Annotated in this window: 35 protein-coding genes and 1 tRNA gene; 8 read left to right on the top strand and 28 right to left on the bottom strand. The window is 61.8% G+C overall.

Going from position 1 to position 25,875, the window contains the following annotated elements; genetic code table 11:
* Window positions 1–206: 206 nt before the first annotated feature.
* Window positions 207–437 carry a hypothetical protein gene (locus CF70_RS20865; RefSeq protein ID WP_035868912.1) on the bottom strand — a complete coding sequence of 77 codons (231 nt, stop codon included), beginning with the start codon at window positions 435–437 and terminating at the stop codon, window positions 207–209.
* A 258-nt stretch (window positions 438–695) separates the two neighbouring features.
* On the opposite strand from CF70_RS20865, the gene CF70_RS20870 reads away from it, so the two are divergent.
* Window positions 696–1,025 (top strand): transcriptional regulator, encoded by a 330-nt coding sequence (locus CF70_RS20870; RefSeq protein WP_051648707.1) that lies wholly within the window; start codon window positions 696–698, stop codon window positions 1,023–1,025.
* Between the two features lie 119 nt (window positions 1,026–1,144).
* Here the strand turns inward: CF70_RS20870 and CF70_RS37015 are convergent, their stop codons facing one another.
* The 21 genes from CF70_RS37015 to CF70_RS20955 form a co-directional block, all read right to left on the bottom strand.
* Entirely contained in the window at window positions 1,145–1,321 is a 177-nt protein-coding gene (locus CF70_RS37015) for a hypothetical protein (RefSeq protein ID WP_200876781.1), read from the bottom strand.
* Window positions 1,318–1,479, bottom strand: a complete 162-nt coding sequence (locus CF70_RS36695; RefSeq protein ID WP_160172278.1) for a hypothetical protein — start codon at window positions 1,477–1,479, stop codon at window positions 1,318–1,320. Before CF70_RS36695 ends, CF70_RS37015 begins: the two co-directional genes overlap by 4 nt.
* Entirely contained in the window at window positions 1,476–1,643 is a 168-nt protein-coding gene (locus CF70_RS37020; RefSeq protein ID WP_200876782.1) for a hypothetical protein, read from the bottom strand. Before CF70_RS37020 ends, CF70_RS36695 begins: the two co-directional genes overlap by 4 nt.
* Complete coding sequence (locus CF70_RS20875) at window positions 1,640–2,071, bottom strand: hypothetical protein (RefSeq protein WP_035868918.1); 432 nt, start codon at window positions 2,069–2,071, stop codon at window positions 1,640–1,642. The genes CF70_RS37020 and CF70_RS20875 overlap by 4 nt, the downstream gene beginning before the upstream one ends.
* A gap of 1 nt (window position 2,072) precedes the next feature.
* Window positions 2,073–2,558 (bottom strand): hypothetical protein, encoded by a 486-nt coding sequence (locus tag CF70_RS20880; protein WP_035868923.1) that lies wholly within the window; start codon window positions 2,556–2,558, stop codon window positions 2,073–2,075.
* Window positions 2,551–3,186: a glycoside hydrolase family 104 protein gene (locus CF70_RS20885; protein WP_235185136.1), complete on the bottom strand. Its 636-nt coding sequence runs from the start codon at window positions 3,184–3,186 to the stop codon at window positions 2,551–2,553. The genes CF70_RS20880 and CF70_RS20885 overlap by 8 nt, the downstream gene beginning before the upstream one ends.
* A gap of 2 nt (window positions 3,187–3,188) precedes the next feature.
* Complete coding sequence (locus CF70_RS20890; protein WP_035868926.1) at window positions 3,189–3,935, bottom strand: hypothetical protein; 747 nt, start codon at window positions 3,933–3,935, stop codon at window positions 3,189–3,191.
* Window positions 3,936–3,937: 2 nt separating this feature from the next.
* Window positions 3,938–4,432, bottom strand: coding sequence for a hypothetical protein (locus CF70_RS33895; protein WP_051648708.1), 495 nt, complete (start codon window positions 4,430–4,432; stop codon window positions 3,938–3,940).
* 13 nt (window positions 4,433–4,445) lie between these two features.
* Window positions 4,446–4,820 carry a hypothetical protein gene (locus CF70_RS20900; RefSeq protein WP_235185137.1) on the bottom strand — a complete coding sequence of 125 codons (375 nt, stop codon included), beginning with the start codon at window positions 4,818–4,820 and terminating at the stop codon, window positions 4,446–4,448.
* Window positions 4,821–4,858: 38 nt separating this feature from the next.
* Window positions 4,859–5,188 carry a hypothetical protein gene (locus CF70_RS20905; protein ID WP_035868932.1) on the bottom strand — a complete coding sequence of 110 codons (330 nt, stop codon included), beginning with the start codon at window positions 5,186–5,188 and terminating at the stop codon, window positions 4,859–4,861.
* Window positions 5,188–5,508 carry a hypothetical protein gene (locus tag CF70_RS20910; RefSeq protein ID WP_035868935.1) on the bottom strand — a complete coding sequence of 107 codons (321 nt, stop codon included), beginning with the start codon at window positions 5,506–5,508 and terminating at the stop codon, window positions 5,188–5,190. The genes CF70_RS20905 and CF70_RS20910 overlap by 1 nt, the downstream gene beginning before the upstream one ends.
* A 13-nt stretch (window positions 5,509–5,521) precedes the next feature.
* The gene (locus CF70_RS20915) at window positions 5,522–6,346 is read right to left on the bottom strand and encodes a major capsid protein P2 (RefSeq protein ID WP_035868938.1); all 825 of its coding nucleotides are present in this window, start codon (window positions 6,344–6,346) and stop codon (window positions 5,522–5,524) included.
* Between the two features lie 417 nt (window positions 6,347–6,763).
* Complete coding sequence (locus CF70_RS20920) at window positions 6,764–7,399, bottom strand: hypothetical protein (protein ID WP_035868942.1); 636 nt, start codon at window positions 7,397–7,399, stop codon at window positions 6,764–6,766.
* Entirely contained in the window at window positions 7,399–7,893 is a 495-nt protein-coding gene (locus CF70_RS20925) for a hypothetical protein (protein ID WP_152561868.1), read from the bottom strand. The genes CF70_RS20920 and CF70_RS20925 overlap by 1 nt, the downstream gene beginning before the upstream one ends.
* Window positions 7,884–8,144 (bottom strand): hypothetical protein, encoded by a 261-nt coding sequence (locus CF70_RS20930; protein ID WP_152561869.1) that lies wholly within the window; start codon window positions 8,142–8,144, stop codon window positions 7,884–7,886. The genes CF70_RS20925 and CF70_RS20930 overlap by 10 nt, the downstream gene beginning before the upstream one ends.
* A 4-nt stretch (window positions 8,145–8,148) precedes the next feature.
* Window positions 8,149–8,430, bottom strand: coding sequence for a hypothetical protein (locus CF70_RS20935; RefSeq protein WP_035868950.1), 282 nt, complete (start codon window positions 8,428–8,430; stop codon window positions 8,149–8,151).
* Entirely contained in the window at window positions 8,427–8,564 is a 138-nt protein-coding gene (locus CF70_RS36700) for a hypothetical protein (RefSeq protein ID WP_160172279.1), read from the bottom strand. The genes CF70_RS20935 and CF70_RS36700 overlap by 4 nt, the downstream gene beginning before the upstream one ends.
* A 63-nt stretch (window positions 8,565–8,627) precedes the next feature.
* Window positions 8,628–9,164 carry a hypothetical protein gene (locus tag CF70_RS20940; protein ID WP_051648710.1) on the bottom strand — a complete coding sequence of 179 codons (537 nt, stop codon included), beginning with the start codon at window positions 9,162–9,164 and terminating at the stop codon, window positions 8,628–8,630.
* Window positions 9,157–10,227, bottom strand: a complete 1,071-nt coding sequence (locus CF70_RS33900) for a hypothetical protein (RefSeq protein ID WP_051648712.1) — start codon at window positions 10,225–10,227, stop codon at window positions 9,157–9,159. The genes CF70_RS20940 and CF70_RS33900 overlap by 8 nt, the downstream gene beginning before the upstream one ends.
* 5 nt (window positions 10,228–10,232) lie before the next feature.
* Complete coding sequence (locus tag CF70_RS20950) at window positions 10,233–10,448, bottom strand: hypothetical protein (RefSeq protein WP_035868953.1); 216 nt, start codon at window positions 10,446–10,448, stop codon at window positions 10,233–10,235.
* Window positions 10,445–10,705, bottom strand: a complete 261-nt coding sequence (locus tag CF70_RS20955; RefSeq protein ID WP_035868956.1) for a hypothetical protein — start codon at window positions 10,703–10,705, stop codon at window positions 10,445–10,447. The genes CF70_RS20950 and CF70_RS20955 overlap by 4 nt, the downstream gene beginning before the upstream one ends.
* Window positions 10,706–10,955: 250 nt before the next feature.
* Between CF70_RS20955 and CF70_RS20960 the strand changes: the two genes are divergently transcribed.
* From CF70_RS20960 to CF70_RS20970, 3 genes are all read left to right on the top strand, one after another.
* Entirely contained in the window at window positions 10,956–11,282 is a 327-nt protein-coding gene (locus CF70_RS20960) for a helix-turn-helix domain-containing protein (protein WP_035868960.1), read from the top strand.
* A 193-nt stretch (window positions 11,283–11,475) separates the two neighbouring features.
* Window positions 11,476–11,772 carry a type II toxin-antitoxin system RelB/DinJ family antitoxin gene (locus tag CF70_RS20965; protein ID WP_022540171.1) on the top strand — a complete coding sequence of 99 codons (297 nt, stop codon included), beginning with the start codon at window positions 11,476–11,478 and terminating at the stop codon, window positions 11,770–11,772.
* The gene (locus tag CF70_RS20970; RefSeq protein WP_035868965.1) at window positions 11,759–12,043 is read left to right on the top strand and encodes a type II toxin-antitoxin system mRNA interferase toxin, RelE/StbE family; all 285 of its coding nucleotides are present in this window, start codon (window positions 11,759–11,761) and stop codon (window positions 12,041–12,043) included. The genes CF70_RS20965 and CF70_RS20970 overlap by 14 nt, the downstream gene beginning before the upstream one ends.
* A 234-nt stretch (window positions 12,044–12,277) precedes the next feature.
* Here CF70_RS20970 and CF70_RS20975 read toward each other — a convergent pair whose 3' ends face one another.
* The 4 genes from CF70_RS20975 to CF70_RS20990 all read right to left on the bottom strand — a co-directional run bounded on the left by CF70_RS20975 (window position 12,278) and on the right by CF70_RS20990 (window position 17,692).
* Complete coding sequence (locus CF70_RS20975) at window positions 12,278–14,281, bottom strand: GSU2403 family nucleotidyltransferase fold protein (protein ID WP_035868969.1); 2,004 nt, start codon at window positions 14,279–14,281, stop codon at window positions 12,278–12,280.
* An 847-nt stretch (window positions 14,282–15,128) separates the two neighbouring features.
* On the bottom strand, window positions 15,129–15,839 hold the full coding sequence (locus tag CF70_RS20980; protein ID WP_035868971.1) for a metallophosphoesterase family protein: 711 nt from the start codon (window positions 15,837–15,839) through the stop codon (window positions 15,129–15,131).
* A gap of 1,148 nt (window positions 15,840–16,987) precedes the next feature.
* Entirely contained in the window at window positions 16,988–17,305 is a 318-nt protein-coding gene (locus CF70_RS20985; protein ID WP_152561870.1) for a hypothetical protein, read from the bottom strand.
* Window positions 17,306–17,380: 75 nt separating this feature from the next.
* The gene (locus CF70_RS20990) at window positions 17,381–17,692 is read right to left on the bottom strand and encodes an H-NS family nucleoid-associated regulatory protein (protein WP_035868976.1); all 312 of its coding nucleotides are present in this window, start codon (window positions 17,690–17,692) and stop codon (window positions 17,381–17,383) included.
* A gap of 895 nt (window positions 17,693–18,587) precedes the next feature.
* Here CF70_RS20990 and CF70_RS20995 point away from each other — a divergent pair.
* Window positions 18,588–18,785 (top strand): hypothetical protein, encoded by a 198-nt coding sequence (locus CF70_RS20995; protein WP_035868981.1) that lies wholly within the window; start codon window positions 18,588–18,590, stop codon window positions 18,783–18,785.
* 242 nt (window positions 18,786–19,027) lie between these two features.
* Window positions 19,028–20,257 (top strand): polyhydroxyalkanoate depolymerase, encoded by a 1,230-nt coding sequence (phaZ, locus tag CF70_RS21000; protein ID WP_035868983.1) that lies wholly within the window; start codon window positions 19,028–19,030, stop codon window positions 20,255–20,257.
* Between the two features lie 457 nt (window positions 20,258–20,714).
* Here the strand turns inward: phaZ and CF70_RS21005 are convergent.
* Together CF70_RS21005 and CF70_RS21010 are read right to left on the bottom strand one after the other, a co-directional pair.
* Window positions 20,715–20,802, bottom strand: a tRNA-Ile gene (locus CF70_RS21005).
* 164 nt (window positions 20,803–20,966) lie between these two features.
* Window positions 20,967–21,422: a hypothetical protein gene (locus CF70_RS21010; RefSeq protein ID WP_035868986.1), complete on the bottom strand. Its 456-nt coding sequence runs from the start codon at window positions 21,420–21,422 to the stop codon at window positions 20,967–20,969.
* A gap of 647 nt (window positions 21,423–22,069) precedes the next feature.
* Between CF70_RS21010 and CF70_RS21015 the strand changes: the two genes are divergently transcribed.
* Together CF70_RS21015 and CF70_RS21020 are read left to right on the top strand one after the other, a co-directional pair.
* The gene (locus tag CF70_RS21015; protein WP_035868989.1) at window positions 22,070–24,748 is read left to right on the top strand and encodes a DEAD/DEAH box helicase; all 2,679 of its coding nucleotides are present in this window, start codon (window positions 22,070–22,072) and stop codon (window positions 24,746–24,748) included.
* Between the two features lie 18 nt (window positions 24,749–24,766).
* Window positions 24,767–25,789, top strand: coding sequence for a hypothetical protein (locus CF70_RS21020; RefSeq protein ID WP_035868992.1), 1,023 nt, complete (start codon window positions 24,767–24,769; stop codon window positions 25,787–25,789).
* The last annotated feature ends 86 nt before the right edge of the window (window positions 25,790–25,875 follow it).

Here is a 25,875-nt window from a genome sequence, read left to right on the forward strand (position 1 = left end):
CCGATCCCAACCCGGACCCGCATGCTGGCATGGCCTGGTTTAACGCACTCGCGGAGCCGGAACGCGCCAGGGGTGGAGCAGGGCGTGCCAGGCCTGTCGACGCCTAAGCGGCCTACCTGCGCCTCGAAGCTATGACGACGCGGAGGGCACGGCCCGGGACTGTTTGGCGTCCCCGCCGGGATAAGCGAAACACCCCCTATGGGCAATTACGGCGCACCAGGAGGCGCGCCGCACCGGCCGGCAGCCAACATGTCGTCGGCATAGGCATACAGGCGTTCGACATGATGCAACTTGCGCAGCCGCGTCAGTTCGGCATGATCGGCCAGCGCCATCAGCGCCCACACTTTCGCCCAGAAGCGTGGCAAGCCATGCCGGTCCACCAGCGTCACGCCGTGCAGACGCTGCGGCACCTCCGGCTGATTGAGCTGAATGACCATGGCCGCCGAGGTCCAAGACCCAGGAATCTATACCATAGACCATCCTGCCTGTTGCGCCAGAAGCGGGATTTCAAGGCCTCAGAACGCAACAGCCGTAAACCTACCGTTCCTTCGCATAACAATCATTATGTTAAATAGACCTTCCGACCCGCAAAGCCATACCCCGCGCGGCTTCCAACACTAAACCCCCGCCGCGTCGATAATTTTCAGCCCCGCCCACCCGGCCGGGGCTTTTTTTCGCCCACAAGAAGACCAAATATGTATCAACACGCCACTTTCAGGGAATTCGAGCACTACGCTACCGGAATCCCCGCCGATGCCCTGGCGCGCCGCCTGCGCTGCACCAGTTCCACCGTTACCGCCTGGCTGTCAGGCCGGCGCGCGCCGCCCTGGTGGGCCGCCGAGCTGCTGCGCCTGCAAGAGATGGAGCGCCTCGACATGGCCCGCCAGATGGGGTACAGCAAGGTCTTGCCGCGCCTTGGCCTGGTGCGCGGCCAGGTTATCGAAATGGCCCAACCCCGGTCGCGCCTCGCACACGTAACGAAAACCGTAACGGAAATGCCGCCACCCGGCGTGCTGCGTGCATGAAAAAGGCCCCACCCGGGGCCTTTTTTACTTCTTGCGCTTCTTGAAGCGGCCGTTCGCCTGGCGCGGTGGCGTCTTGCGTGCCGGCTTGCGTTTCTTCGTTGCCATGTTTCTCTCCTGTATCACCATAAAATGCGGTTTTGCTGGTCTTTCAGCGTCACCGTGCCTTGTGTTGCGATCCACTCTTTGAGCGCCGGGAAGCGCGACAGGATCACGGCCGCGCAGATCACTCCGCCGATCACGATCAGAGTTTCACGGCCAATCTCAGCCGGCGTGGGGATCCAGCCTCGCCCGCTCATCGGTGCCCCTGCAAATGGTTGTCCATGCGCTCATGCGCGCGGTTGATGCTGGCCCGCATGGCGTGCAGATCGGCACGGATGCCGCCATATACCGCGCCGGCACTCATCAGCGCCGTGGCGATGTATTTCAGCGCGTCCAGCGTGACCGCATCCATCATTCCCCCTTGCTCTGCTCGGGCAGGAACACGGCCAGCGCCGACAGTACGGCAGCGATGGCGGCAGATACCGCATTGACCTTGGTCGGATTCGCTCCGACGATCACGGCCAGACCCGACAGGCCGGCCATGGTCGACGGCTCACGCAGACGTTGCAGAAATTTCAAGATGCTCTCCTGATACGCGGGTAAACAAAGGCCGCGCCACCCGCATTTTCGAGCGTGACCCATGGTGTAATCGGACGGCTCGCAATGGTGCCCATCCACTCGGATAGCGGCGTCGCGTTGCCATATACGTCCGGCTGGCGGTCGCTCAATATTGAGCCAAGGAACGTTCCGGCCGGGCAGGCAAACGAGGCATCCCAGGTGCGCCCCTCGGCAATGGCCTGTTCGCACGCCGTCATGTCGGTACGCGGCACGCCGATGGCGTCACCGATGCCCAGCACCACGCCGCTCGCCGCATCGCCCGCCGCCCCGAACAGGGCCTTTACTACACCCGCAGCCACACCCTGGACCCCACCGTTTTTTTTTACGATGAAGGCCAGCGCCGCGACGGCTCCGGCAGCAATCAGCAGCTTGGCGGTGGTGTCTTTCATGTCAGCCGCCAAAGCCGGGGTATTGCACCAGCGACCCGAAGCCATAGGCGCCGTTCAGGTTGCCGATTTCCTTATCGGTCAGGCCAGACATGGACTCTTCGAAGTTGCCATAGCCGTTGTTGAAATTCGCCACGTCATAGCCACGCCCGCCGAAAATTCCGCCCACAGTGGCCGTGCCGCCGCCGCTAAAGAGCGCGTCCGGTGATCCCGTTCCGAACAGGTTGCCCAGCGACCACCCGCCACCGCTACCCGAACTACCGGAGCCACCGCCCAGACCGCGCAGCGACGCCAGCAAGCCAACCCCTGCCTGCGTATAGGCGATATTCCGCTGCGCGGTGTAGTCCGGCCGCAACTGCGATGCCGTGGTCATTGGCACGCCGGTGGCGCCAGCCGTGCGCGAACGCAGCGCAAGAAACGCCATGGCGCCCACCGCCGCGATCAGAAGAATGTCAGGGCCGCCGCCCCCGCCTTGCGATGCCTTAGCCATTCACCACACCTCCCGCCGCCTGATAGGCCGCTTGCAACTGGTTGAGCGCGACTTCCGGTTGCCCGTAGCCTGCGCCGGGCATGCTCGCCCAAATCTTGCGCACCTTGCGCACCGCCAGCGCGAAGCGCCCGGCATCCACGTCGCCCAGTGCGCCCGCCTCGCGGATCAACTCGATAGCCGCGGTGTCCTGGCTGGCTGGCGAGAAGTCGCCCAGCCCCAGCCGCGCCGCAAGCGTGTCCCACGTGCGGCGCAGGAACTGGTAAGCCCCGGCGGCGCTGCTGCTGATTTCCTTGCCGTTGGACATGCGCGTGATGACTTGGCGCGGGTGGTCCGCGAACGAGTCGAACAGCCCGCCGCCAAACAGCGTGCGGTAGCCATCGCGTCCGGCAGTGCCCTCGGCGGTGCGGATCGTCAGCAAGAAGGCGGCGCGGTTGTTCGCAGCTTGGCCCATATCCGTATCCTCAGTGCCCCCGAAGAAATTGCCCTCGGTGGCGTCGTAAAAAAGATTCTCTGCCTGGTCAATCAGGTCCGGCGACTGCGCGCCGATTTCCTCGCTGCGCTGCATGTCGCGCCACACCACATAACCCACGGCGGCCATCGCCAGCAGCGCGAATTCATAGCGCGTCATCCTCAGGCCTCGAAGTATTCGACCGAATAGTTGAGGGACTGATTCACAGTGTTGTTCATTGCGAACATCCCCCATCCAGGCGGAAGCACAATGGGCTCAACAAAGCGCCGCTGGTACGGAACGTTCGCCTGCAGCGATGTCCCAAACAACTGCGAGCCAGACGCTGCTGCACCGTTATAAACACGCCCCTCGGCGCCGGAAGCCGCGCCTCCTGCCAACTTGGAAACCGGATTGCTTTGCAGCGTACCCAGCGCGCCATTCGTCAGCCAAATATTGACGGCTGTCGCCGCGCCTGCCGATACTTCCAGCCCTTCCACGATCAACGAGACGTTCCGGCCTGCCGGGTTCCATAGCTGGCAGTGTGCGAGCGTGCCCGCCGTTCCACCGGCTCCGATGGCCGTAATGAATGAGGTATTGGCAAGCGTGCGCGCCTTGGCGTTGTCGATCACATTGACGTCACCTGTAATGCGCTGGTCGAAGAAATCCCCCGATCCAATCATCAAGGTGCCATACAACGGCAGATTGCTCTTGTTGAACACCACCCAGCGCGTCACCTGCTCGCTGAACCGGAAGCCCTGCCCCGGCTTGAGCGAGATATTGCCTTGCGCGTAGTTCGGACGAATCTCGATTTGCGCTGCCGGATCGCCTGCACTCAGGAAATGCACGCGATCCCCGGCCACGTCGATGTTTTGCGCACCGCCGGCAGGGATGTTCAGGTCGTAACTCTGTACGGATTCGATGATGCCCACGGTCAGCCCTTTTTCATTGCCTGCACGGCGACGATACCGGCGATGCACAGTGCGCCCGCCACCATGAATTTCTGCCCCGTGCCGATTTCCTGCACGTTCTCATAGGCCTGCGCCACGTTTTTCGTGGCGGTTTCGTTCACTGCCTTGGCTGTGTCGGTGGTGTCCCGCGCGAAGTCCAGCAGCTTGCCGAAACCAGACAGCAGGCCATCGGCGTTGATCTTCGCCTGACCAAGATTCAGCATCAACCCATCCTTGGCAAGCCCGATGGCATCCGCCGTCGATTTGTAGGTGGTTTCCGTGCTGCTCTTGGCGAAGTCGAACGCGGCATCAATGGCGCCCCCGTCCGTGATGTTCGCCACTACCTTGTTGCCATCGCCCGATACGCCGACACCGCCATCGTTGACCATACGGCGGTCCACGTTGTTGGTTTCGGCTTTGGTCTCGCTGCTGTTGCTGCTCGACTTGTTACATGGCGTCGTGGGCAGGCCCAGCGCCATCAACCGGACCTGTTCAGGACGCAGAATCATGGTTCCCCCGCTTGCGCAACACCACGGCGTCTACGCCGTAGCCAATGCGCTTCAGTTTCTTGATCAATCCGGGCCGGCATGTCTCGATGCGGATCGCATCGAAGGCGCGGCACTGTAACTCGATCAGCGGCAGCACATCGGCCACCAGATCAAAATCGGCGCGGCCATGCGCGAGCGCAATTTCCGCTTCGCTGCCGTGCGCGTACTTATGCCCCCGCAGCACGTACCATGCCACTGGCTCGCCGTCACGGTAGACCCGGCAGAACACGCCGCTGCGTACGCACTCAGCCGGCGCCATCAGACCCCGGCTGGTGTCGCTCTTGGCGTGCGTGGCAAATGCGCTATCGACCTCGGCCAACAGCGCATCGCTCCACGGCTCTGGCTTGATCTCAACCATTACCCGGCCCGGCGCGCAAAGGCGATGGCGACAGCGGCGGCAGCCAGCAGCACCATCGGGTTGTTGAACAGTGACAGCGCGTTGGCCGCCGTCGCCTGGATGGCGCTGGTGGCGGTCGGCACTGAACTGGCCTTGCTGCTGCCCGTGGATACGGTCCAGCCGGAGCCGTCGAAATGCTGGTCGAACATGCCCCCGCCCGACACGGCCGCCTTATTGCCATCCGGGCCGCCCAGCGTGCTGGTCAGCACCTGCGAGGCGCCCATGATGGCGGCGGTGTACGGGTTCGAGTACATGGCGGCAGATGCCGCCCCGCCCATGGCCGGATTCATCAGTGCTTCCCGCCGGCAATCAGCCAGATCAGGCCGCCGGCCACCAGCAGCGGCATCAGCCCGCCGCCGAACAGGGCCAGAGCCGGCGCGGAGCCGCGCGGCGCAGTCGTGACGGTCATGCCGTTTGATTGCAGCACGGCGGCCGTGTTGGTGCCTTGCAGCGCGCGCACGGTCTGCACGTCGATCAGACGCGACAGGCCCAAGCGGAGCAGATCGGCGCCAGTGCTCGCCAGCGGGTTCATGTCGCTGGCATCCGCCGCCGAGCTGGTCATCGGGTCGGAAAAATACGACTGCGGTTGCACAGAGTCCCATTCACCCATGGCCATCTCCCGATCAGAGGTTGAACGGCAGGTCGATCACCTCGACATACACGTCAAGGCCATCGGCGGCGGTAAGGAACGCATTGAACTCCAGCGCGGCGGCGTCGGCGGTGGTCAGCGCGCCCGAAGCATTGTTGTCGTACACGAAGTCCACGCAGTAGTGTTTCGGCTGCGGCACCTTGCGCTGTTCCTGCTCAATGAAACGCTGCACACGGCTGGTGGCGTCCCACACCACGAGGCCGTTTTTCTTGACCTCGACGCGGTTGACGTTGCCGTCCGTGGTGGCGGTCCAGTCGGTGCCGGCGTAGAACATGTGCACGCGCTTGATCAAGGCGCCCTTGGCGGCGAAATTGATCGGGAACTTGCCGCCCACACTGGTCGATGCCGGGAAGTACAGCAGCTTGTGGATCAGTTCGCCCGCACCCTTTCCTTGCGGCGGCGTCAGCACCATATACCCGGTCAGGGTCGGCGCCGTGGCGCCCGCGAGCGTGATTTCCAGATTCAGATTGTCCGGCCACGCGGTCATGTCGAAGCCGCCCACTTCCTTACCGTCGATACTCGGCGCATCGCGCTCGGTAAAGTCGATGGACAGGAAGTTGGCATCATCGTAGATGCCCTTGTACTTGTTGATCAGGTCCAGGCGGGCGCCGCTCACGTTGTACACGGTGCGCGCGCCGATCTTGACCTTGATGTCTGTGATCATGGCCTTGGTGAGCGCCGTGCCGCCCAGCGCGAGCACGATACGGTTGAGCGTATTGGCGTAGCGCGGGACTTGCAGCGTGGCAACGCCGGAGGCAACCACGTTCAGGAACGGCGGCAGCTGTTGAATAATGGACATGCGTTTTTCCTCAGCCTACCAGTGCGGTGGCAACGAGTTGATCAGTCACCGGCAGGCGGCGCAGCACATAGATGGTCAGGAGCACCAGGGCGGTGGTCTTGACGGCGGATTTGACTTCGCTCATGGGTTAGCCCAGCAGCTTGGCAGCTGAATCGGGCAGGAACCGCTTGACCTGATTGATGATGACGAGGGCAATGGCCGTCATGGCCACCGCCTTACCGATTTCCTTCACGCCCATGGTTTTCTCCCGAAAGATGCGTGGTGCAAAAATTCGGGGTTGGCCCCCGCTGTTGAGTCTTCACTATGGGCAAGCGGGGAAGGTGCCGCAAGGGGCTTGCAACGTTACGTTACGTTGGGCTCGGCGTCGGCCAACGTAACGTACGTTACGTTAGGAAATGGGCTGTTGCAGGGCCGCCACTAGCCGAGCCTGCCGACGACCGTTTTCCCGGTTTGCATGTCGCGTTCGATGAAGTCGAAGCGCCCACTATCCTTGTCGGCTACCATGCCGCGCACCTGCTCTTCACTCACGCCCAGGTAGCGGCGCATGGTCTTGACGTCGTTCTCGTCGTTCAGGCGGCTGCAATGGATCATGGTGCAATTGCCCAGGAAGGTCTTATCCATCAGCGTGGGCCGCTGGCTCGCGGCAAAGATCGTCATGCCCTTGTGCCGGCCCTGGCGTGACAGGCGCGACCATGCCGGCGGCGCCCAGCTGGGGCTGGTGACGTCCGCCAGTTCCTCGATCACCACGCAGACGCCCTCGATCACGAAAGCGAGCGCGCAGAAGGTGTCGAACTTCTTGGCATAGGTCGACATATCCGGACCCGGCCGATAGGTCAGCTTGAACGGGTCGCCCGGCTCCAGCGCGCCCAGCGTTTCAACGAGCTCGCGCAGGTCCGTGATGATGCGGCCCTGCTCGTATTCGTTGAGTGGATCCCAGATCAGCAGCTTGGCCGGGTTGCCCCGTGCCAGCGTGCCCTTGAGCCAGCGGCTCTTGCCGCTACCCGATGCGCCCATTACGCCGATGATGCGCGCGGTGTTGTGACTGCCTGCCATTACGCCCCCTGCGGCATCAGCCGCCCGCCGTTGTCCTGCATGTTCTCGCCCAGGTGCGACCGCGGCTGCGGCGGCACCACCTCGGACGGCGGCGCCGTCGCGTTTTCCACCGTACGTTCTGCCTCCTGCTGCGCGCGCCACTGCTTGTGCACCATCACATGGGCAAGGCCCAGCGGCGCCACCACCATCAGCAGGGCCAGCTCGGGCGAGCTCACCCCGCCCAGGTCTACCCCATACTTCTGCGCCACCGGCACGATGGCGCCGGAGAGCGCCTTGATGGCCTCCGGGGTGTAGATGGTCGGCAGGTAGGGCAAGGCAACGGTCCCCGCCATCACCAGCATAGTCAGGATGCCTTCCCATTCCTGCGCCGGGTCGATAGGCTCCGGCGGCGGCGACTCGCCCGGCAGCAGCGGCAAGTCTTCCGTTTCCACGGTTTCCGCCGCGTGCGCCTTGCGCCGGAGCATGTCCAGGGTGTCCGCGTCGATCATCCCCATACCGAAATCTCCCCCTGTTCCAGGGCGGCGCCCTGCGCGTTATCGTCGGACGGGTCGCCCGTAACGTTACGTACGTACGTTGGGCCATCGCCCAGGATGAAGCGTTCCCGGATGCGCTCGTCGGCGTTGTCGGAGCGGGCGAACAGCTGGATTCCGCAGCCGGGCGCGGTGCAGTTGACGCACACCCGCCCGTTTTTCATCGGCTTCCAGCGCGCGCCCTGGCCGCACACCGGGCAGGTGCACTTATCCACGGTGTCAGGCCCCCTGCCCTGCTTCCAGGCCGGCACGCAGCACGCCGGCCACCACGTCCGCGGCGGTGGTATTGGCCGGCATGTTCGCCATTGCCGTTACGCCGGCGGCGAGCATGGCCTCGGTGGGCACGGTCGGCGGCGCCAACTGCTGGTCGGCCATGGTCAGCACCATGTCGGCCTGGTGGCGCGCAGCGCCATAGGCGGTATCCCCGGTGTCCCGTACGTGGGGCTTGAGGCTGATCACGGCGTCAAGCAGCGCCTGCAATTCGGTTTTGATGGTGGTCATGCGTTCCCTTTCAGTTCGTCAAGGGCGGCCGCCATGTCTTTCAACAGTTGGCGGATATCGGGGGGCAGGATTGCCCCGTACACGAGCAGCGCCCGATTGGCGCGCTCAAGAAAACTGGGGGGTGGTTTCTTCACGGTAAAGCCCTCTTGGTTGTCGCCTGTTTGGCGCGGATTGGTTTTTCGTTACGCGTAACGGATTTAGCGGATATCGGATGCGCGTTGTTGCTCGACTGCTGACCTCTCTCCCGGAAACGGCCACTCGCTTTCCGGGATGTTTTTCGTTACCTTTTTGCCCGTAACGGATTTGTCTGCGAGCCCGCTGCGCGCGGCTTCCAGCTCGCCGCGTAGCGAGGCGATCACGGCGCCGGAGTCGATTGCGTTCTGTCGCCAGCGGCGCAACGCGATCAGCTCATCGTTGAGCTCGTTGATGGTCTCGTGCGCTTCGGCCAGCTCGGCCTTCGTGCTGTCCAGCTCGGCGTAAGCTTCCTGTAGCTCTTCTCCATTCGCGCGATGCATTGCGACCAGCTCGGCGTCCGCGAACTGAACCTTCGTGTGCACCAGGTCGGGCACGCCCGGCCGGGCATACGTCGAAATGCCATCGGCCTTGAGGCGCGCGCGGTAGGCCGCCTGGCGCTCGGCGTTCGTCATGGCGCCGGGCTTGCGCGGCCGGCCCGGCCGGCGCTTCGGCTCGACGTCGAGCAGCTCGGCGGTGCGGTTGTCTACGGGATCACGCATGGCTGGCCCCCTTCGCATTGCGCGGCCGCACCAGGTCGGCCAGGCGCCCGGCCGGTTTGCCGGCCCGGCTCGCCGCGACCTCGGCCGCAAAGGCGGATTCGCGGTTCGCCGCGGCTTCGGCCGCCGCCCTGGCGGCTTCGCGCTGCTCGCGTATCCGGTCCGCGTGATCGGGTATCCAGTCGCCTGCCCGCGCCTTGTCCACGAGACTGGCGAGGAACTTGTACGGTGCGCGTATGCCTCCGGCCTCCATACAGCCCCGCCATTCGTCTAAAACGGTCTGGGATAGATCAGGGTCTAGGCCGTCGAGATTTTTCGCGATAGCGGCTCTCCTGGCCTGCGCGATATCGACCGGCCAATGCAGCCGATCCGCCCAAGCGATCGAACCCCCATCCCTTGCAAGCCGGCGCGAAGCGCCCTCCCCCACCGAACCTGTGCCCTCGTGGCGTTGCTCTGAGAGCCGGTGCGTCCTTGCGTCGCGATGGTCTTGGGGGTCTATCTCACCCTCCCGCGCCGTAGGCGTGGGGGGCTGTTGATACTCCCCACCGGCGCGAAGCGCTGGGGGGGTAGGGGGGGGAGGGTTTAAGGTTTTACCGGTACTCGGATGTGTGTCGGCTTTCGCGTTTTCGGGTATGTCGGCTTCTCTGTCGGCTTCTTCCCTGAAACCCGCTCCGGTATTGCCTTGTGAGTTGTCGGCTTGCCTGTCGGATTGACCTGTCGGCTTACTGTCGGCTTTTTTCTGGACGTTTTTATCCGTCATGGCGAGCGGACAGAAAAAAATGAGTTGCTTCTCCCGTGAGCCAATGCGCAGCAGGCCGTTTTTAACGAGCTGTAGCGCCATGCGGCGGATTGCCTCTATGCTGGGGATGGTGGCCTTCACGCCGGGCCGTGGCTCGATGTAGAGCCATTCCTTGAGGGCCTGCCAGGAGATGCGGGGAGCGAGGCCAACGGCCCCGGTGCGGAAGTCCATGCGCGGACGGATGGCCATGACGTACATGCAGATCGCGGCGTAGTCCATGCCGGACAAGGCCGAGAGCTCGGCCTCATTGAGTTTGAGTGCTGGCATGGGCGTTAACCGCGCTTCTGCCATGCAAAAACGAACTCAGCCGCCTGGCGCTCGGCTTCTTCCATCGTGATGTAGCGGTCACGGTCGTACGTGCCGGCCTCCGGCCCCTGATACCAGAAGGTCGCCAGCAGGCGGCGCCCGTTCGTCACGTCCACCGTGCCGAAGCGGCCATCGGCGTGCAACTGCTTGAAAATTTGTAGCGTCACGATGGCGGGCTTCATTGCTTGCCCTCCAGCCGTGCGATGGTTTCCGACAGGCTGGCCTGAATCGCCTTGAGCTTTTCCAGATTGGTCACGCCTTCCAGCGCCTGCACGAACAGCCGCGCGCTCGCCTGGGCTGCGTCTTCGGTCCCGCAATGCGCGTAGCCGAAGTGGAAATCGACATTCAGCCCCTTCTCGTAATCCCGGACCTCGACCCAGCCCGTTTCTCCGGTGCCGTCTTCTTTCTGGAATCGCTTCGTGGAAATTTGTAACGACATGTCACACCCCTTTTCTCCCCACCCTGTTTGGGAGAACCCCCTATCGGAGGTAGATGCGCCGCCAGCCAGCGGATCAGGCCGGCCCTGGCGGGTGGGTTCCAGGCGGCGACGCGTCTGGTGGGCACTATAGTTACCGCATCGGTAACGGTCAATATGTATGTTACGTACCACACCCTGAAACGTTGCATGTTCCACAACACTTGACTACTCTTCGGACCGGGTGGAGTACTTTTTAAAAGGGGTGTAAGTGATGAAAACTACAGTTGAATTTCTTGATGCGGTCAGCCGCAAGATGGGCGGCGTATCGGATTACGCCATCGCCAAGCAGCTTGGCGTGACACGAGCGGCGGTCAGCCGGTATCGCAATGGCCTGTCCGGCTTCGATGACGAAACCGCTATCCGCGTTGCGCGGATACTCGACATTGACCCGGCCTGCGTGCTGCTGGCGGCGCACGCGGAGCGCACGAAGACGCCCGAAGCTAGGAACGTTTTTGCGGCCCTCGCTGATCGTTTTGCCCTAAATTTTGATCCGCTCCGCACGCGTATCCGGATGGGCCGCACCCTAGTGCTGGCCTAGCCTGCGGAGCTTTTTCCGGAAGGTCTTATCATTATGTTAAATATAAGTCACATTCAGGCATTGTACGCCAACGACCTGGACAACGACTCGCTTAACGTGGCGTGGCGCATACGGATACCACGGTCCCGCGCTCACCCCCTTGGTTGTATCTCAATTGAGATGCATAATGTAGGTCAAAGCATAGGAGATTTCCATGGCGCATACCTCAATGCTGCACATCCGCGTGGACGACGACCTCAAAGCCCGGGCCACGCAAAACCTCGCCAGCGTTGGACTAACCGTGTCCGACGCAGTTCGCATCCTGTTGACACGGATCGCCAAGGAGGGCGGGCTGCCGCCCGGTCTGACGACGGATCCCGAGACCTATGATGCTTGGTTCCGCGCCAAGGTCCAGCAAGCGCTGACGGACCCGGCCCCGCCGCTCCCGCATGACCAGGTCATGGACGACGTTCAGGCGCTGATCGACCGGAAACGCCGTGCGCGCGGTTGAATGGACGCGGTGGGCCAGGGCCGATCTTCTCGCCATCGTTGACTACATCTCGGATGAGAATCCGGATGCGGCCCAGAGCCTGAAGGACGAGCTCGAAGCGAAAGCGGCACGGCTGCCGGAACACCCCGAGCTCTACCGAGCCGGCCGCGTCGCGGGCACGCGCGAGATGGTCGTGGCGGCCAACTACCTGGTCGTGTACGCCGTGGATGCCACCTCCATCCGGATCCTGCGGGTACTCCATGCCGCGCAGCAATGGCCGTCGCCCGGTTGAGCCAGGCGAGGACTGACCAAAAAAAAATGGGTGCGCCGCCCTGCCGCGACGCGCCTTCGGCGATCACACCAGCCTTGCGTGACAGACCGCCTGAGACCTCCAAGCACTAGCGCTGCCTGGCGTCGTCGTCCTGGACGCGCAAACACGGCGCGCCGGCTTCGACGCTGGTCGTCGTGGCAGCTCGTCGACTGCCTTTTTGAGATTGTTGCCGCGCGTTGGATGTGACTGCCGAACTCAGGGGCTAAGCACGAGGCCATCGCCGAGCTTGGCCGCCAGAATCATCAAGTTCTGGCAGAACTTTCGCTTCTCCTCTGGCACCCCCCGCTGGGCGGCGATCCATCCCTTGAATGCGTAGTAGGACTCGGGGGAGATCGCTGTCAGGCGCTCCATGACGCCCGTTTTGGTAAAGACAATCGTGCTTACCCGACCGCCACGCAGGAGCTTGGTCATCCCATAGGACATGGCTGCTCCACTGTCATCCGCAATCGTGGTCGACAGCGTCGCTTCCGGCGTGCTCGCTTTCACGGCGCCAATGATGTCGACCACGAAGCCGACTTCGTTTCGCCCGCGCACGCAGGCCCCCATCCTGGGGGCGAGGATGAAGGTCGGATCCACTGCCTGGAGTGCGGGCAGGATGACTGACTCTGCGATGGGCTTCGCCGTGACGAACTGAACGCGCTTGTTGTAGAGCCCGAGTCTGACGGCATCTTCGATGCGGCAGCCCGCGGCGGACGCATAGGCAAGCATCGCGTAGTTCCCAATCACCGAGATCGTCTCCGCGAAGGCTGCGCGGCGAAACGCCTCCAACAACTGAACCAGAATCTGTGGGGCATTCCCAGGCGCGTAGGCGGAAATGTCGGCTTCGGTTCGCGTCAGTTCCCGCCGCTTGGCCGCGGCGCGGCCTGGGCGGGTCTCCCCCAGCTCCTCCGCGCGCACGGCGGCCTCCCATTCCGCAAAGCGCTGACGTGCGACGCCCTGCTGGTCCAACTCAAGGCGCTCGAGATGGCGGACTTCAAAGCCGCCGCATTGGAACTTGCGACGCCCAGACGAGGAGGTCGCTGGCTCTGGGGCCTTCTTTGCACTCGCAAAGTCGTGAGCCGCTTCGCGGGGCCGTTCCGGTGAGGGAGCGGGCCTCGCCGGACGCTCTCGCGTTGCCGCCTTCTTCGCCGGCGCGGCCGGCCGCGGTTTGATGACCGGTTCGCGCCCGGCAAACCGGCGCAGGTGATCGAGTCGCTCGTCCGCGAACGGCCCCTTCGGCAGGGTCAAGACCACCTTCGCAATGGCGTCTCCCGTCCGGCCACTCTTGGCGTCACGCAGGCCCTTGCCGGCAAAGCGCAACGACTTGCCGCTGCCCGTATTCGGTGGGACGTCTACCTCGAAGGTTCGCCCCACGATCTCGATGGTGGTCTTGCCTCCGAGCCACGCCGTGATGCAATCGATCTGGATCTCGCAGCGGACGTCGAGACCCTTCAGATAGGTAGACCCGGACTTCACCACCCGGATTTCGCAGAGGAGATCGCCGGCCGCGCCACCGAACTCCCCTGGCATGCCGCCACCGACTGCACGAAGGATACGACCGGCCGGGGTGTTCGCCGGCACTTGGATGTTGAAGCGCTTGGTCTGTTTGAATGCACCCTTCCCTTTGCACTCTCTGCAGCGCCAATCGACCCCCGATCCCTTGCATCTGCTACAAGTGCGCTGCCCCCAGCCATCCGCGGAAGGATGCCACCCGTGGCCGTCGCACTTTTCACACGCTACGGGAGAGTCCGTTTCCCCTGAGCCCCCGCAATACGGGCATGTGTCTTCAACTTTGACCTCGACGGTTGCCTGGCCACCGCGGACCGCCGTGTCAGCGTCGATTGACGCCTTGCAGCGGATGTCCTCGCCTCGTACAGGTGGTGGTCTGGATTGACGGCGTCTCCGCTGGCTCTGGTGAAACTGCTGGCGAAAGAGGTCTTCGGAATTAGCGTCGTCTTCGTCCGGCCCGGCCCACCAGGGATTCCCGCTACGGGTCGCGCCATGGCCCAGGTCGTACTCCGCGCGCTTCTGCGCGTCGCCAAGGATGCGGTTAGCCCTCTCGATTTCCTTGAATTTCTCCTCGGCCTGCTTCTTTTCCAGGGCAGACTTGCCGTGCTGTCGGTCGGGATGGAATTTCATCGCGAGCCGCCTGTAGGCCGCTCGGATCTCCGCCTCGGTCGCGCGAGGCGAAACGCCGAGAGTGTTGTAGTAATCGATCATCACCGGCTATTCCGATTCACCTCGCTCATGGTCTGCGGGCCGGGACTGTGCTTCGGCAATCGAGACGGCGGACTGGCACAAAAAGATACCACTACCGATCCATCACGGCGGAAGCACGAAATATACCGATTGCATCACTTAGCCGATCGCGGGTTCAACTCCGTGGGCGTGCATGATTAGTTCGCCTCTTGCGTCCCGATTTCAACGCCCTACTCCCGCGTTTATCGTCGGCAGCGCTTGTGAGTTCTCCGGCGAGCAGTGCATCCGACTCAAGGCGCAACGCCGAGCGCTCAAACAGCCTCGAATTGTGGCGGCCCTGCAAGGTCGAGGATGCTCCATCGATCGTTCAATGGTCTGCTCGCTGCGTGACAATTTTTTCGCTGGCAAAAGAACTGCCGGGAAAAATAGCTCCTAATCCTGTGTTGCGCGATGTTTATATCGCCGTATCCTGCTTCGGTAGGCCTGCTACCACCCGCGCCCCTTCCCTGGTGAGCGCGGGTTCTTTTTCCGCGAACCGATGAACTGCGCGGCGCAGGCTGGATTGCCGACCACGGCAACGGATACTGAATTTGGGTGGCGCCGCAAGGTGTTACCCGATTTCTTCTTGGACGTTCTGCGGCTCTCCTCCATCGGAGCGAGGGCTGTTTCTTTGGTCGCGCGCACTATCTGGCAACCGGCGCGTCCAACTTGCCGACGGTAGCCGCCGCTGTGCGATCGATCACCGGATCTGCCGGTGTCATGTCGACCTGCGGGCGGTCTGACCTGCTTGCACAATCCGAAAGATCGCCAGTTGTTTGCCCTGCCCGCTGGCGCCCAATAGAGTTGCCAGTGAACCTCAACCGCCGGTCTAGCCTCCTTCGTCTTGATCCGGACAAGTCAGGACGCTGGGCAAGAACGCTCCGTCGATCGTGGCTACCGCGCACGCACCGAGACCGAAGATGCGGCACAGTCCTGTGGTGGGATAAGCCGTGGATTCGTGGTGATGGCCGTGGAAAGCGCGTTGCACGCCCATCGCTTCGATGAGCGTGTCAATCGCCTCGAACCCGTGTGGGTCACAAGCCGGAGCCTCGTGGCTGACCAGGACATCCGCATGCTGACTCAATAGCGCGTTGTAGGTCTGCGGGAAGATCGTGCTGCGATGGCGCCGCGGCAGACCGCCCCGCCAATAATTCCCCTTCCCACATTTGGCAAGATAGTCGGCCTCGCTCACGAGGCGTGGTGCTTCGGGCGGCATCCAGACCTGGCCGCGAAAAATCCCCCCTAGCCCGGCAATCCGAAGGCCTGCGATCGTGACCACCCTCCCATCCAGGTTCCGGTGGGCCAGGCCCGAGCCGAACAGGTTGTCGTAATCGGCATCGCTGTCGGTGTCGTGATTGCCGGGAATCCACCACACCTGCGTCAGGGGAAGGATACTGGCGAGTTCCTCGTCCAGCGGGCGCTTGGCCTGGATGTCGCCTGCGAGCACCACCGCCTCGGGGCGGTGACGGTGGACGCATTCGATCAGCGGGCCGAACTCACCATGGGGGTCGCCGCAAATGAATACATGGCCTTCAGGCATCGTTCGTCGGGGCAGGTGAATTGTTTGAGTGGAACAGGCGCTTCGATGACGGTGACCGTGGCTAGCCGGCGGTGGCTGCGTCGGGCTGACGTAAGCCGCGCCGCCCGCGTCTCTGCCACGGTCCTGGCGATCGCCACCCGTACAGCCTCGAGACATTGCGCACGCATGACGTATTGGGAGAGTTCCGCTCACAGTGTGGCGGTCCTCGGTTACCCGGTTATCCCTGAATTATCACCAATTTGCTTGATCAGGCGTCGAAGGCGTGACCGCGACCGCGCCCAAGCAAGAATACTGCGTTCGCCAATTGGTGGCCGAGATCTATATCCACATGAGATGAAAGAGACCCCTTAGACGTTGCAGACTGGAAGGCGCAACGTGCAGAGCATGCGCCGGCGGCGCCTGCCGGTGCGAGCCGCGTCTTCGTGACGGGCAAGCCCTTCCCAGTTTTGACTCGGCGGCTTGATTGGTGTGCCAAGACACAGTTCTTGTGGTAGCGCCTCGTCATGCTTCGCCGTAACAAAACCAAACTGCCGTACGCAGAAACAGGTACGCTCGTCCGCTGGGTAGCGTCCTTGGCGCAACGATAGTGGTGTGGAATTGGGCGCCCCGTGAGTCGAACACGACACCAATGGATTATGAGGCTCTCGCGCTGCATTTGCTTTCCCCTTGGCGGTGGCGACGGCTAAGGTGCAATGAATTGGGCCGCAAAGGGCGACCTGCATCTAAGATGCAAGCAATCGATCGGTCGATGCCAAGCCTCGCAGGGTCTTCTGCTGTAGTCACAAGGTCTTTGGGGGCCAAAATTCCGTCTTGCGGCCCAATCTGTTACACCCTGAGGCCCTTCGCGCATGACTGGTTTGTCAAGCCGCAAGACGTTCTGCGGCTTTCTGCTACCGGTCGAGAGCCGTTTTTGCACGGGTCTTCGCCCAGCAATTGTTGTCGGCGCAGTTCTGTGCCAGCAGTCACGGTAGCGGTTTTTCAACGATGGATTGCCGCTGTGCCCTTCACTTCGACCCGAGAGCGTCCACGCATGGTCGACATGCACTGTGGCGTCAATTCTTCGAAACTAAGACGGCACGGCGGCCGCGTGGATCGGGAACGTACCGCCCTGCTTCCCGTGGGCGGCCGTTTGGTCTTGGCCGGCAAGCCTATGAGCCTCGCTTCGATATCAAGCGCTCATCCTTGCGAAGGATGTCGATCTCTTCGTCAATAATGGCTATCAGCTCGGCCAGGGACCCGGAAAACCGTTGACGTATTTTCTGACGCGTTCTTCGCTCGCTGGCCGAGCGCACCAGCTCATAGCTGCCGCCAGCCTGTTGCGAAAGGCGGATCACTCTGAATTCCTTGCTGAACGGAAGCCGGAGCCAGTAGGCATAGCTGTTCCGTATCCCCCGCTCGGTACGTTCACGAGGAACCAAGTTTGGCCGGGCGAGCATGATATCGGCATGAATCGCTTCAAATGACATGGCGATTGCTCTCAAAAAAGAAAACCCCTGCATGCAGGGGTTGGACACATTCTGTCGGAGACGAGCGGTGCCTAGTTACGCCTCTTCTGCAATCAGGAACTTGTTAGGGCTCTTGCCAAGCCAGGACGGCGTACGGCCGCGGCCAGACCAGGTCTTGCCAGTCTTTGGATCCCGATATTTCGGGGGCAATCCCGCTTTCGCCTTGCCAGCGCCGCTGCCGGCAGGACGGCCACGACGGCGTTTGGAAATATCTTCGACAGTCAGCCCGTATTCCGCCATCAGGTTCTGAATCTGCTCGATGACAGAGGCGACTTCATTCGCACGCACCTCTTCCAGGTGAGCTTCCAGAGCTGCCTTCTGCGCCATCAGTTCTTTGTAAGTTGCCATCTCCTGATTTCCTTTCCGATCGAGGGATACAGATAGAAGGTAGTTTAGAGCCAATTTGCTCTTCAGGGCGCATAAACTTTAACCTTATGGGTAATGAACAGTCCAATGACTCGCTTGGCGGCTCCGAATCATGACCAAAAAACTGAGCGAGAACGTATGACAACGAATGAGTACCACCACGCCACGTTGAGGCTCCATGGGGTAAGGGCAGCGAGAACTGCATTAAAGGGAGCGCCGTAAAACAATGCGCGTGATTCGGGTGCAAAGCCCCTCGGTTTGAACTGATAAGGACCAGCTTCAGGTTCGTGGACCTGACCGAGACGCTCACGGCAATCGGCCGGCCAAAAAGATTCCGACCGAGTACTCGAGGCTGCATTTGTCTAACAATCCTTGGTCAGAACGTTCGCAGAAACGGGTACGCCGCAGCCTGGACGTGGGGCAAACCTCCGAGCTCGGCGGTTTTCGCATGGTCTCCCGGCACCGCTACGACTGCAGGACTGAAAACTTTGTAGTGCCGTTGTGCGCGACGTTGAACAGTGAACTTCGCGCGAACTGCGTTCAGGCAAGGTAGGCCAGTGATCGCTTGAAGCGTGCCGCGATGCGTTGGTCCGCAATTGGCCCGTTGTGCTTGAAGGATCGCGACGACCTTCGAGCCGCACTGTCGCAGCCGCCTGTCCGGGCGGCTATCCCAATCGGCAATGCCTCCTCCGCTGCCCCGCAGCATATTCCTTACTTGCTTTCCACGACTGAAGGATTTACCGTAAACGTTCGGTGTCGCGCTCCCGGCCTGTTCCTTGCACCGACATCATCCAATTGCGGTTCTCAACTCCCCCGTGGAGCACGGTACACAGATCAGCCGTCGCAGTTCCCTTTTGACCCGATCAAGGAGACCGACATGCTAAGTCCGCATGAAATCGCAGCATTGCTGCTGCTTGGCGATGCACCGGACATTGACGACCTCGATCCCGAGCGATTGGACACCTTGTTGGAACAGAAGCTGGTCACGATGGAGCATGGTCATGACAGCGGCGCCCATCCGCGCCTGACAAGCCGGGGGCATTCCTTGCTCGACGCCGTACGCCGCATGCGCTAAGCGTTAAACTTGGGCGCAAACGGAGCCGCCGGCTCCACGGCAGAAAGCGGTCGTCTCCGCTTGAAGTTGGCGACCTAAATCGTGGCTTCAGGGCGGCGGCTTTTGCGTTCTGCCGACCGCTGTGAGTGCCACGCACCTTGACAAGGCGCTTTGCGGTAGCGACGCGTTTGGCGCTGCCACCGTCCGCAATTTGGGAGTGATGGCGCTCTTTCTCCTGGCGCATTCGTTGGTTTGGAGTCCGCATGCTCTATCAGATTTTTGAATATCAGCGGACCATGATGAAAACGTGGGTGGATGAATCTGCCCGAGCCTTGGTCAGCCCTCTTAGCCCACTTGCATATTTTCCGGGGACCGGGAATTTTGCCGCCTGCTGGGAAAACCTGTATCGCTTGAGCACGGCCAGCGAAGAACCGACGTTTGGCATTACAGCTATCCTTCGTGACGGCCGTGTTGTTCCCGTGGTCGAGCAAATCGTTTCGGAAAGCCCTTTTTGCCGCCTGCTGCGCTTTGAAGCTACCCCAGCGGTTGGGCATGATAACGGGCAGCAAGCGATTCCCGCGGTACTCGTCTGTGCGCCGCTTGCCGGCCATCACGCCGTCATGCTTCGCGACGTGGTGCAATCGCTACTGCAAGAGCACATTGTCTACGTCACTGACTGGAGCAATGCGCGCAACGTTCCGGTGACCGATGGCGCATTTCATTTGGACGACTATGTCGTTCACGTTCAGCGCTTTATCCGTCAGATCGACGTTTCGCCGCTGCATGTGCTTGCCATTTGCCAGGCCACGGTGCCGGCTTTGGGCGCCATCGCGCTGTTGGCAAGCCGCGATGAGGCGACGCCAAACAGCCTGACTCTCATCGGTGGTCCGATTGACGCACGTCGCAGCCCCACTGCAATTGGGCGCCTCGCCTTGAGCCGCTCTATCCAGTGGTTTCGACGCAATCTGGTTCACCCAGTGCCGCAGCCCTATGCAGGTGCTGGACGTCAGGTCTGTCCGAGTTTCGTGCAACTTTCCGGTCTTGCCGCTGCGCGGTCATCACCGCTGTGGGGCCTATGTGAGGGGTACTGGGCGAATCTTGCTCGTGGTGATGCCGAGCGTGCCAATGTTCACTGGCAAGCATTGCTGGACTACAGCGCGGTGCTCGACATGGCCGCCGAGTTTTATCTCGACACGGTTCGGACCGTGTTTCAGGAGTTTCAGATCGCCTTTGGCACCTGGCAAGTGCAAGGTCAGTCCGTGCGTCCCCAGGACATCCGTTCCACCGCATTGCTTACCATCGAGGGCGAGCTCGACGACATATCCGGCCGCGGGCAGACCCATGCCGCGCATGACCTGTGCCGAGGCCTATCCGCGTGCGACAGGCGACTGGTCACGATTGCCGGTTGCACTCACTACGACTTGTTCCGTGGACCTGTCTGGCGTACTGAAGTCTTCCCTAGGATTTGCGATATGACACGAGACGACATGTAAACGCTGGCGTCTCGCCCAATCAGCGCATTTCAGGTTCACGTCATAGGCGACGGGTAGGCGCCCTTCCACCTCCAGCCTACCTTCGACCAGCGAACTTCAGTCGATCGATGTCGTTGATGACCTACGCCAGCCCCACGTTGGAGTAGAGGCCAGCCATACCGATGACGACAGCACGGTAGCCGTGCGCGATCATGGAACTCGCCAAATCGGTTGTCGGCGCGCGACGCCCCCGAGCAATCCAGAATTGGAGCCTCAGGTTGTGCGATTGCCGCTTCTACCTCCGGGCTCTACCAGCGGAGTTGTCATAGCTGCGCACACCAGTCGGGTGCGATCGTCAAAGATCGCGATGCTAGGCTCACCTGCCAGGCCCGACTCGGACGCGATCATCCTGGGCGAGCCGGCAAATGCATCGGCTTCGCAGTTCATCCTCATCGAGCAGTAGCGGCAGACGCAAACCTGGTGGGCCGGGTGGGATTCGAACCCACGGTGGGATATCTCCGGCGGATTATGAGTCCGCTGCCTGCAACCAACACGGCGTCCGGCCCTGTAACGACGCGCGAGATTCTACCCTGATGTTCGCACAACTTGCCTCTAATTTGCTGAGCCAATGGCTCGATACACGGCTCAGTCGAGCAGGCTTGGCGCAAGCTGTGCGACCATCTTCGGTCATCGACCGGTTGGCGAAGTGCCGTACCGGCCGAGGCCAAGATCACGCCGAAACTTCGGGTGTCGCCACGGTCGGCACCACTGTCTTTGCGGGAGTCCGCTTCTTCGTCACGGCTTTCACTGCGGCCTTCTTCGGCGCAGCTTTCACGGAGGCTTTGCTACCGGTCACTGCCTTTTTCGGGGCCGCCTTCGTGGCTGCTTTGCCTGTGGCCTTCTTGGCGCCCGCAGCCTTTGCTTTCTTCGCCGCCAGCTTGTCCTTTGCGGCTTGCTTCTCGAAGCGAAGCGCGGACCTTGCGGCTTCCACCGCCTGCGCAACTTCGCGCTTTGCCGCCTCAATGGCCTTCTTGGTGTCGGCGCGCAGCTTCAGCAGGCTCTTTTTCGCTGCCTGAGCCTCACGTGCGAGCACGCTGGCCTTTTTCGTTGGCACGGCCACCTTCTTGGCGGCAGACTTGTTCTTCGAGACTGCACTGACCTTCGTTGCTTTCGTTGCAGCGACCATTATGGATTACCCGTTGGTTGTGAAGCGCGGAGTATAACCGTACGTGTGCCTGCCTAATAGACGTCTATCTCTTCGTTGTCGTGCGACGGACTCGGCCGGCGCAGCCAAGGGCAGCCGAGATGCCCCACTCTGCCGCGCGTAGCCGCCTATCTCCGGACGCTCGAACGGTCGGCTCCGCTGAGGCAGCTGCCATTCGCCTCGTCAGTCGCCTTCAAAGCGATTCGGCCATTCAGGACACCTCCACTATTTTGTTTTTCGCCGCGACGGTCGCCATCGACATCCCATCTCGTGGGACTGAGGTTTTGGTACCCTTTCACGGAAGGTCGTATTTCTTCTGGCAAAATTCGGAAGTTCGCGGGAGACCGTCACAAAGTTGAAGGTTGAACAGCTGGCGGCGAAGCCGGGAGCGAATTTGATCAGGTTGTCCTACAGCAGATGAAAAGACAGTTCACAAGACATGTGCAACGCAGCGGACAGGCATACCCCGGACGGTTGGTCGAGCCGATGATTCGGTCGGTCCAGAGGCAATCGAAGATTCGCCCAGTCCAACCTAGGCCGGAGGGCCTGCTGATTGATTTCGCAGCCGCCTCCCTTGAAAGCATGCAGCTTCAGCGCTTGCTGCAACAGTGCGATTGGAACGGGCACCTGTGACTGCTCCCGACATTCTTGTGCCACACCTGACGCCTGGCGGGCACCTACTTGCAGTGCCGGAGGACGCCGCGCCAATCTTGGCAGATGAAACGCGACGGCGGCTTGAGAGTTCTTTTGCGCTTGGCGCGGGACATGGCCTGCTGCACCTGGGAACGGCCGAAATCGGCCGCATTTTGCCCCCTGCATGGGCCTGGTGGCGTGATTTTGCGGCGCGCTATGTCACCGCCTTGTGCGCCACGCCCGAAGGCGGCGAGATCGCGGTCGCAACGCCTGCTGCCAAGGATTTCGATGCCATGATTGGCGATGCACCGCCGATGACGGGCGGCGAGTATCTGACGCCAGATGTGCTGCGCACGTTGTGGGGCGAGATCGATACTGCCTTGCACCAGGAACTGGCGACCGCAAACGTCTCGCTTCAGGATTTCCTCAAGCTGCGTCACCCGGCTTGGAATCTCGTCGGCCGCGTGCATTTCAACCTTGCTGAGAACCGCAAGGACCCGGAGTCACCGTTCGCCTTCCTTGCGACTTACACGTCGCGTCTGTCGGCCCATGGTAAAGCGCAACATCAGCCACTGTCGCAGGCCCTGGCGGAATTCTCGGGAGTCAGGAGCAAGGCGCAGCTCCTGTCATTACTGCTGCCGGTGCAGCGCGCCGCGGAACACTGCGATTGGCTTCGCGAAATGGTGGATACCGGCGAGATATACCATCCGCTGCGCTGGACGCCGCTCGATGCCCATCGCCTTCTCTCGGACCTGTCCAAACTCGAAGCTGCCGGGATTGTCGTACGTATGCCAGGCGTCTGGCAGGCGGGCCGCCCTGCTCGTCCCGTTGTGAAAGCCAGCGTCGGAGCACGGCCGCCCTCGCTCTTGGGCAAAGACGCGTTGCTGGACTTTAGGATGGAGGTTTCGCTCGATGGCGAGTGTCTCAGCGCCACCGAGGTCAGGAATCTGCTCAAAGGCGCCGACGGCTTGCAGCTCATCCGTGGTCGCTGGGTCGAGGTGGACAAGAAAAAGCTCAGTCGCCTCATGAAGCGATTCGAGGCCATGGAAAAGGCGGCGCAAAGCGGTCTGCCTCTTAATGAGGCCCTACGCCTTCTGGCGGGGGTTTCGCTCGACGATAGTGCCGACCCCGCTGACCGCGACTGGTCGCAGCTTGTTGCAGGGCCCTGGCTGGCCGACACCCTGCAGGAGTTGCGTCAGCCGGAGGGGTTGGCGCAGATCAACCCGGGACCGGAACTGAAGGCAACCCTACGGCCCTACCAACAGGCCGGCGTGCGGTGGTTGTACCTGCTCACCCGGCTCGGTTTGGGCGCTTGCCTGGCGGATGATATGGGCCTGGGCAAGACCATGCAGGTACTCTCGCTTCTGCTCGTGCTGAAGCGAGAAAGTGCCGAGGCGCGGCCCAGTCTGCTGGTCGCTCCTGCATCGCTGCTGGCCAACTGGGCGGCAGAAGCTGAGCGCTTTGCCCCCGGCTTGCGCCTACTGATCGCCCATCCGTCGGTCATGCCGACGGCCGAATTGCGTGCGCTGGACCCGGCGCGACTTGCGGACATCGATCTCGTCATCACCAGCTTTGGCTCGCTTCTTCGCCAGCCGGTACTGGGGGCCTTCCAATGGCGCGTTGCCATTGTCGACGAAGCACAGGCGATAAAAAATCCGGGCGCCAAGCAAACGCGACAGGTCAAGCAGCTCCAGGCACAATCGCGCATCGCGCTGACCGGCACTCCTGTGGAAAACCGCCTGTCCGATCTGTGGTCCATATTCGATTTCACCCACCCCGGCTTACTGGGATCAGACAAAGTCTTTGCCGACTTTACCAGGCGGCTGGCGAAGGCCGAGCACTTCGGTCCGCTGCGAACGCTCGTGCGGCCCTACATCCTGCGCCGCCTGAAGACCGACAAGCGGATAATCGACGACCTTCCGGACAAGACCGAGCTCAAGGCCTGGTGCCACCTGAGCCCGAGCCAGGCGGCACTGTATCAGCGTGCGGTGAAGGATCTGGCTGCCGCGCTTGAAGATGCCGAAGGCATCGGTCGCAAAGGGGTAGTGCTGAGCTACCTGATGCGCTTCAAACAGATCTGCAACCATCCGTCGCAGTGGTTGGGCGACGCCGCCTGGAAGGCGGAAGACAGCGGCAAGTTCACCCGCCTGCGCCAACTGGCCGAAGTCATTGCCGCCAAACAGGAAAAGGTGCTGGTATTCACCCAGTTCCGCGAGACCACTGAGCCGCTTGCGGCATTTCTAGGTTCGGTCTTTGGCCGCGAAGGTCTGGTGCTTCATGGCGGCACCCCGGTAGCCAAGCGCCGCGAACTGGTCAAGCGATTCCAGGAAGATGAGCTGACACCGTTCTTCGTGCTCTCGCTCAAGGCCGGTGGGGCAGGTCTGAATCTCACCGCCGCTTCGCATGTGATCCACTACGACCGCTGGTGGAACCCGGCCGTGGAAAATCAGGCGACTGATCGTGCATTTCGTATCGGCCAGCGGAGGAACGTCCTGGTGCATAAGTTTATTTGCCGTGGCACGATCGAGGACCGTATCGACCAGTTGATCGAAGCGAAGCAGCAATTGGTGAAGGATGTGTTGGAGGGCGGCGCAGAACTCCTGCTTACCGAGATGAGCGATCGTGAACTGCTCGATCTCGTGAAGCTAGATGTTCATGCCGCGCAAGAAAACTGATCGTCAAGAGGGATCGGAATGGGTTACGGTTACGGGAGATGGAAGCCCTATGTCTCAGTCGCCGAGCGCAGGAAAAAGGCTGAACGGGCCGCCGAGAAGGCGAAGAGGGCTGGTACGGTGCTGTCGCCAATCGCGTCATATCGCGGTGCCATCGCCAAGACCTTCTGGGGCAAGGCCTGGTGCGACAATCTGGAAAGCTACAGCGACTATGCCAACCGCCTGCCGCGCGGCCGTACCTATGTGCGCAACGGTTCTGTGATCGACCTTCAGATTACGGCAGGCGAAGTCCGCGCGCAGGTAATGGGTTCGAGTCTGTACACGGTCGCTGTGACCGTGACGGCATGTCCCGCAAAGCAATGGCGAGCGATCGGCGCCGATTGCGCGGAGTCGATCGATTCGATCGTGGAACTCTTGCAGGGCAAGTTCTCGACAGCCGTGATGGAGCGCATCTGCAAACCTCGCAGCGGTCTTTTCCCGGTGCCGGAAGAAATCAGGTTCAGTTGCAGTTGTCCGGACTGGGCGTCAATGTGTAAGCACGTTGCTGCCGTACTTTACGGCATCGGCGCGCGGCTCGACCAACAGCCGGAATTGCTCTTCGCCCTGCGCCGCGTCGATGCCAATGATCTCGTCAGGCAGGCCGGCGCCGGCCTGCCCAAATCGACAAAACGACCCGCCACCAGCAAGGTGCTCGACGACGCGCTGGTGGCCGACGTGTTTGGCATCGAGATGGCCGACGCTAACCCACCGCCGAAGCCTGCTGTCAGACTTAACAAGCCACCGGCAGGTAAGGTGACAGCGAAGAAGGCGACCAAGTCGGCCGTCTCGACAACCCGTAAGCCACCTGCGAATGCGAAGACTGCGGAGGATAATAAGTCGGTAACAAAGAAGTCATCAGTCAAGGCATCCGCAGGGCCGCGCAAATCAGCATCTGGCAACGTTGTTGCCGGTAAAGCAAACGTGGCGACCTCGCCTGCAACCCCGAACGAGGCTGCAACAAGGAAGCGCGCCAGTACTCGACCGGGGAAGGGGACGTCCCGCTAAACTTCGATTCCATCTCGCATGGAAACCCTGGTGACGTTCCAAGAAATTGTCCTGGCTAGATCCTATGCAGCAGGAGGGGAGATCGA

It is taken from the genome of Cupriavidus sp. SK-3 (assembly GCF_000611145.1).
Taxonomy (GTDB): domain Bacteria; phylum Pseudomonadota; class Gammaproteobacteria; order Burkholderiales; family Burkholderiaceae; genus Cupriavidus.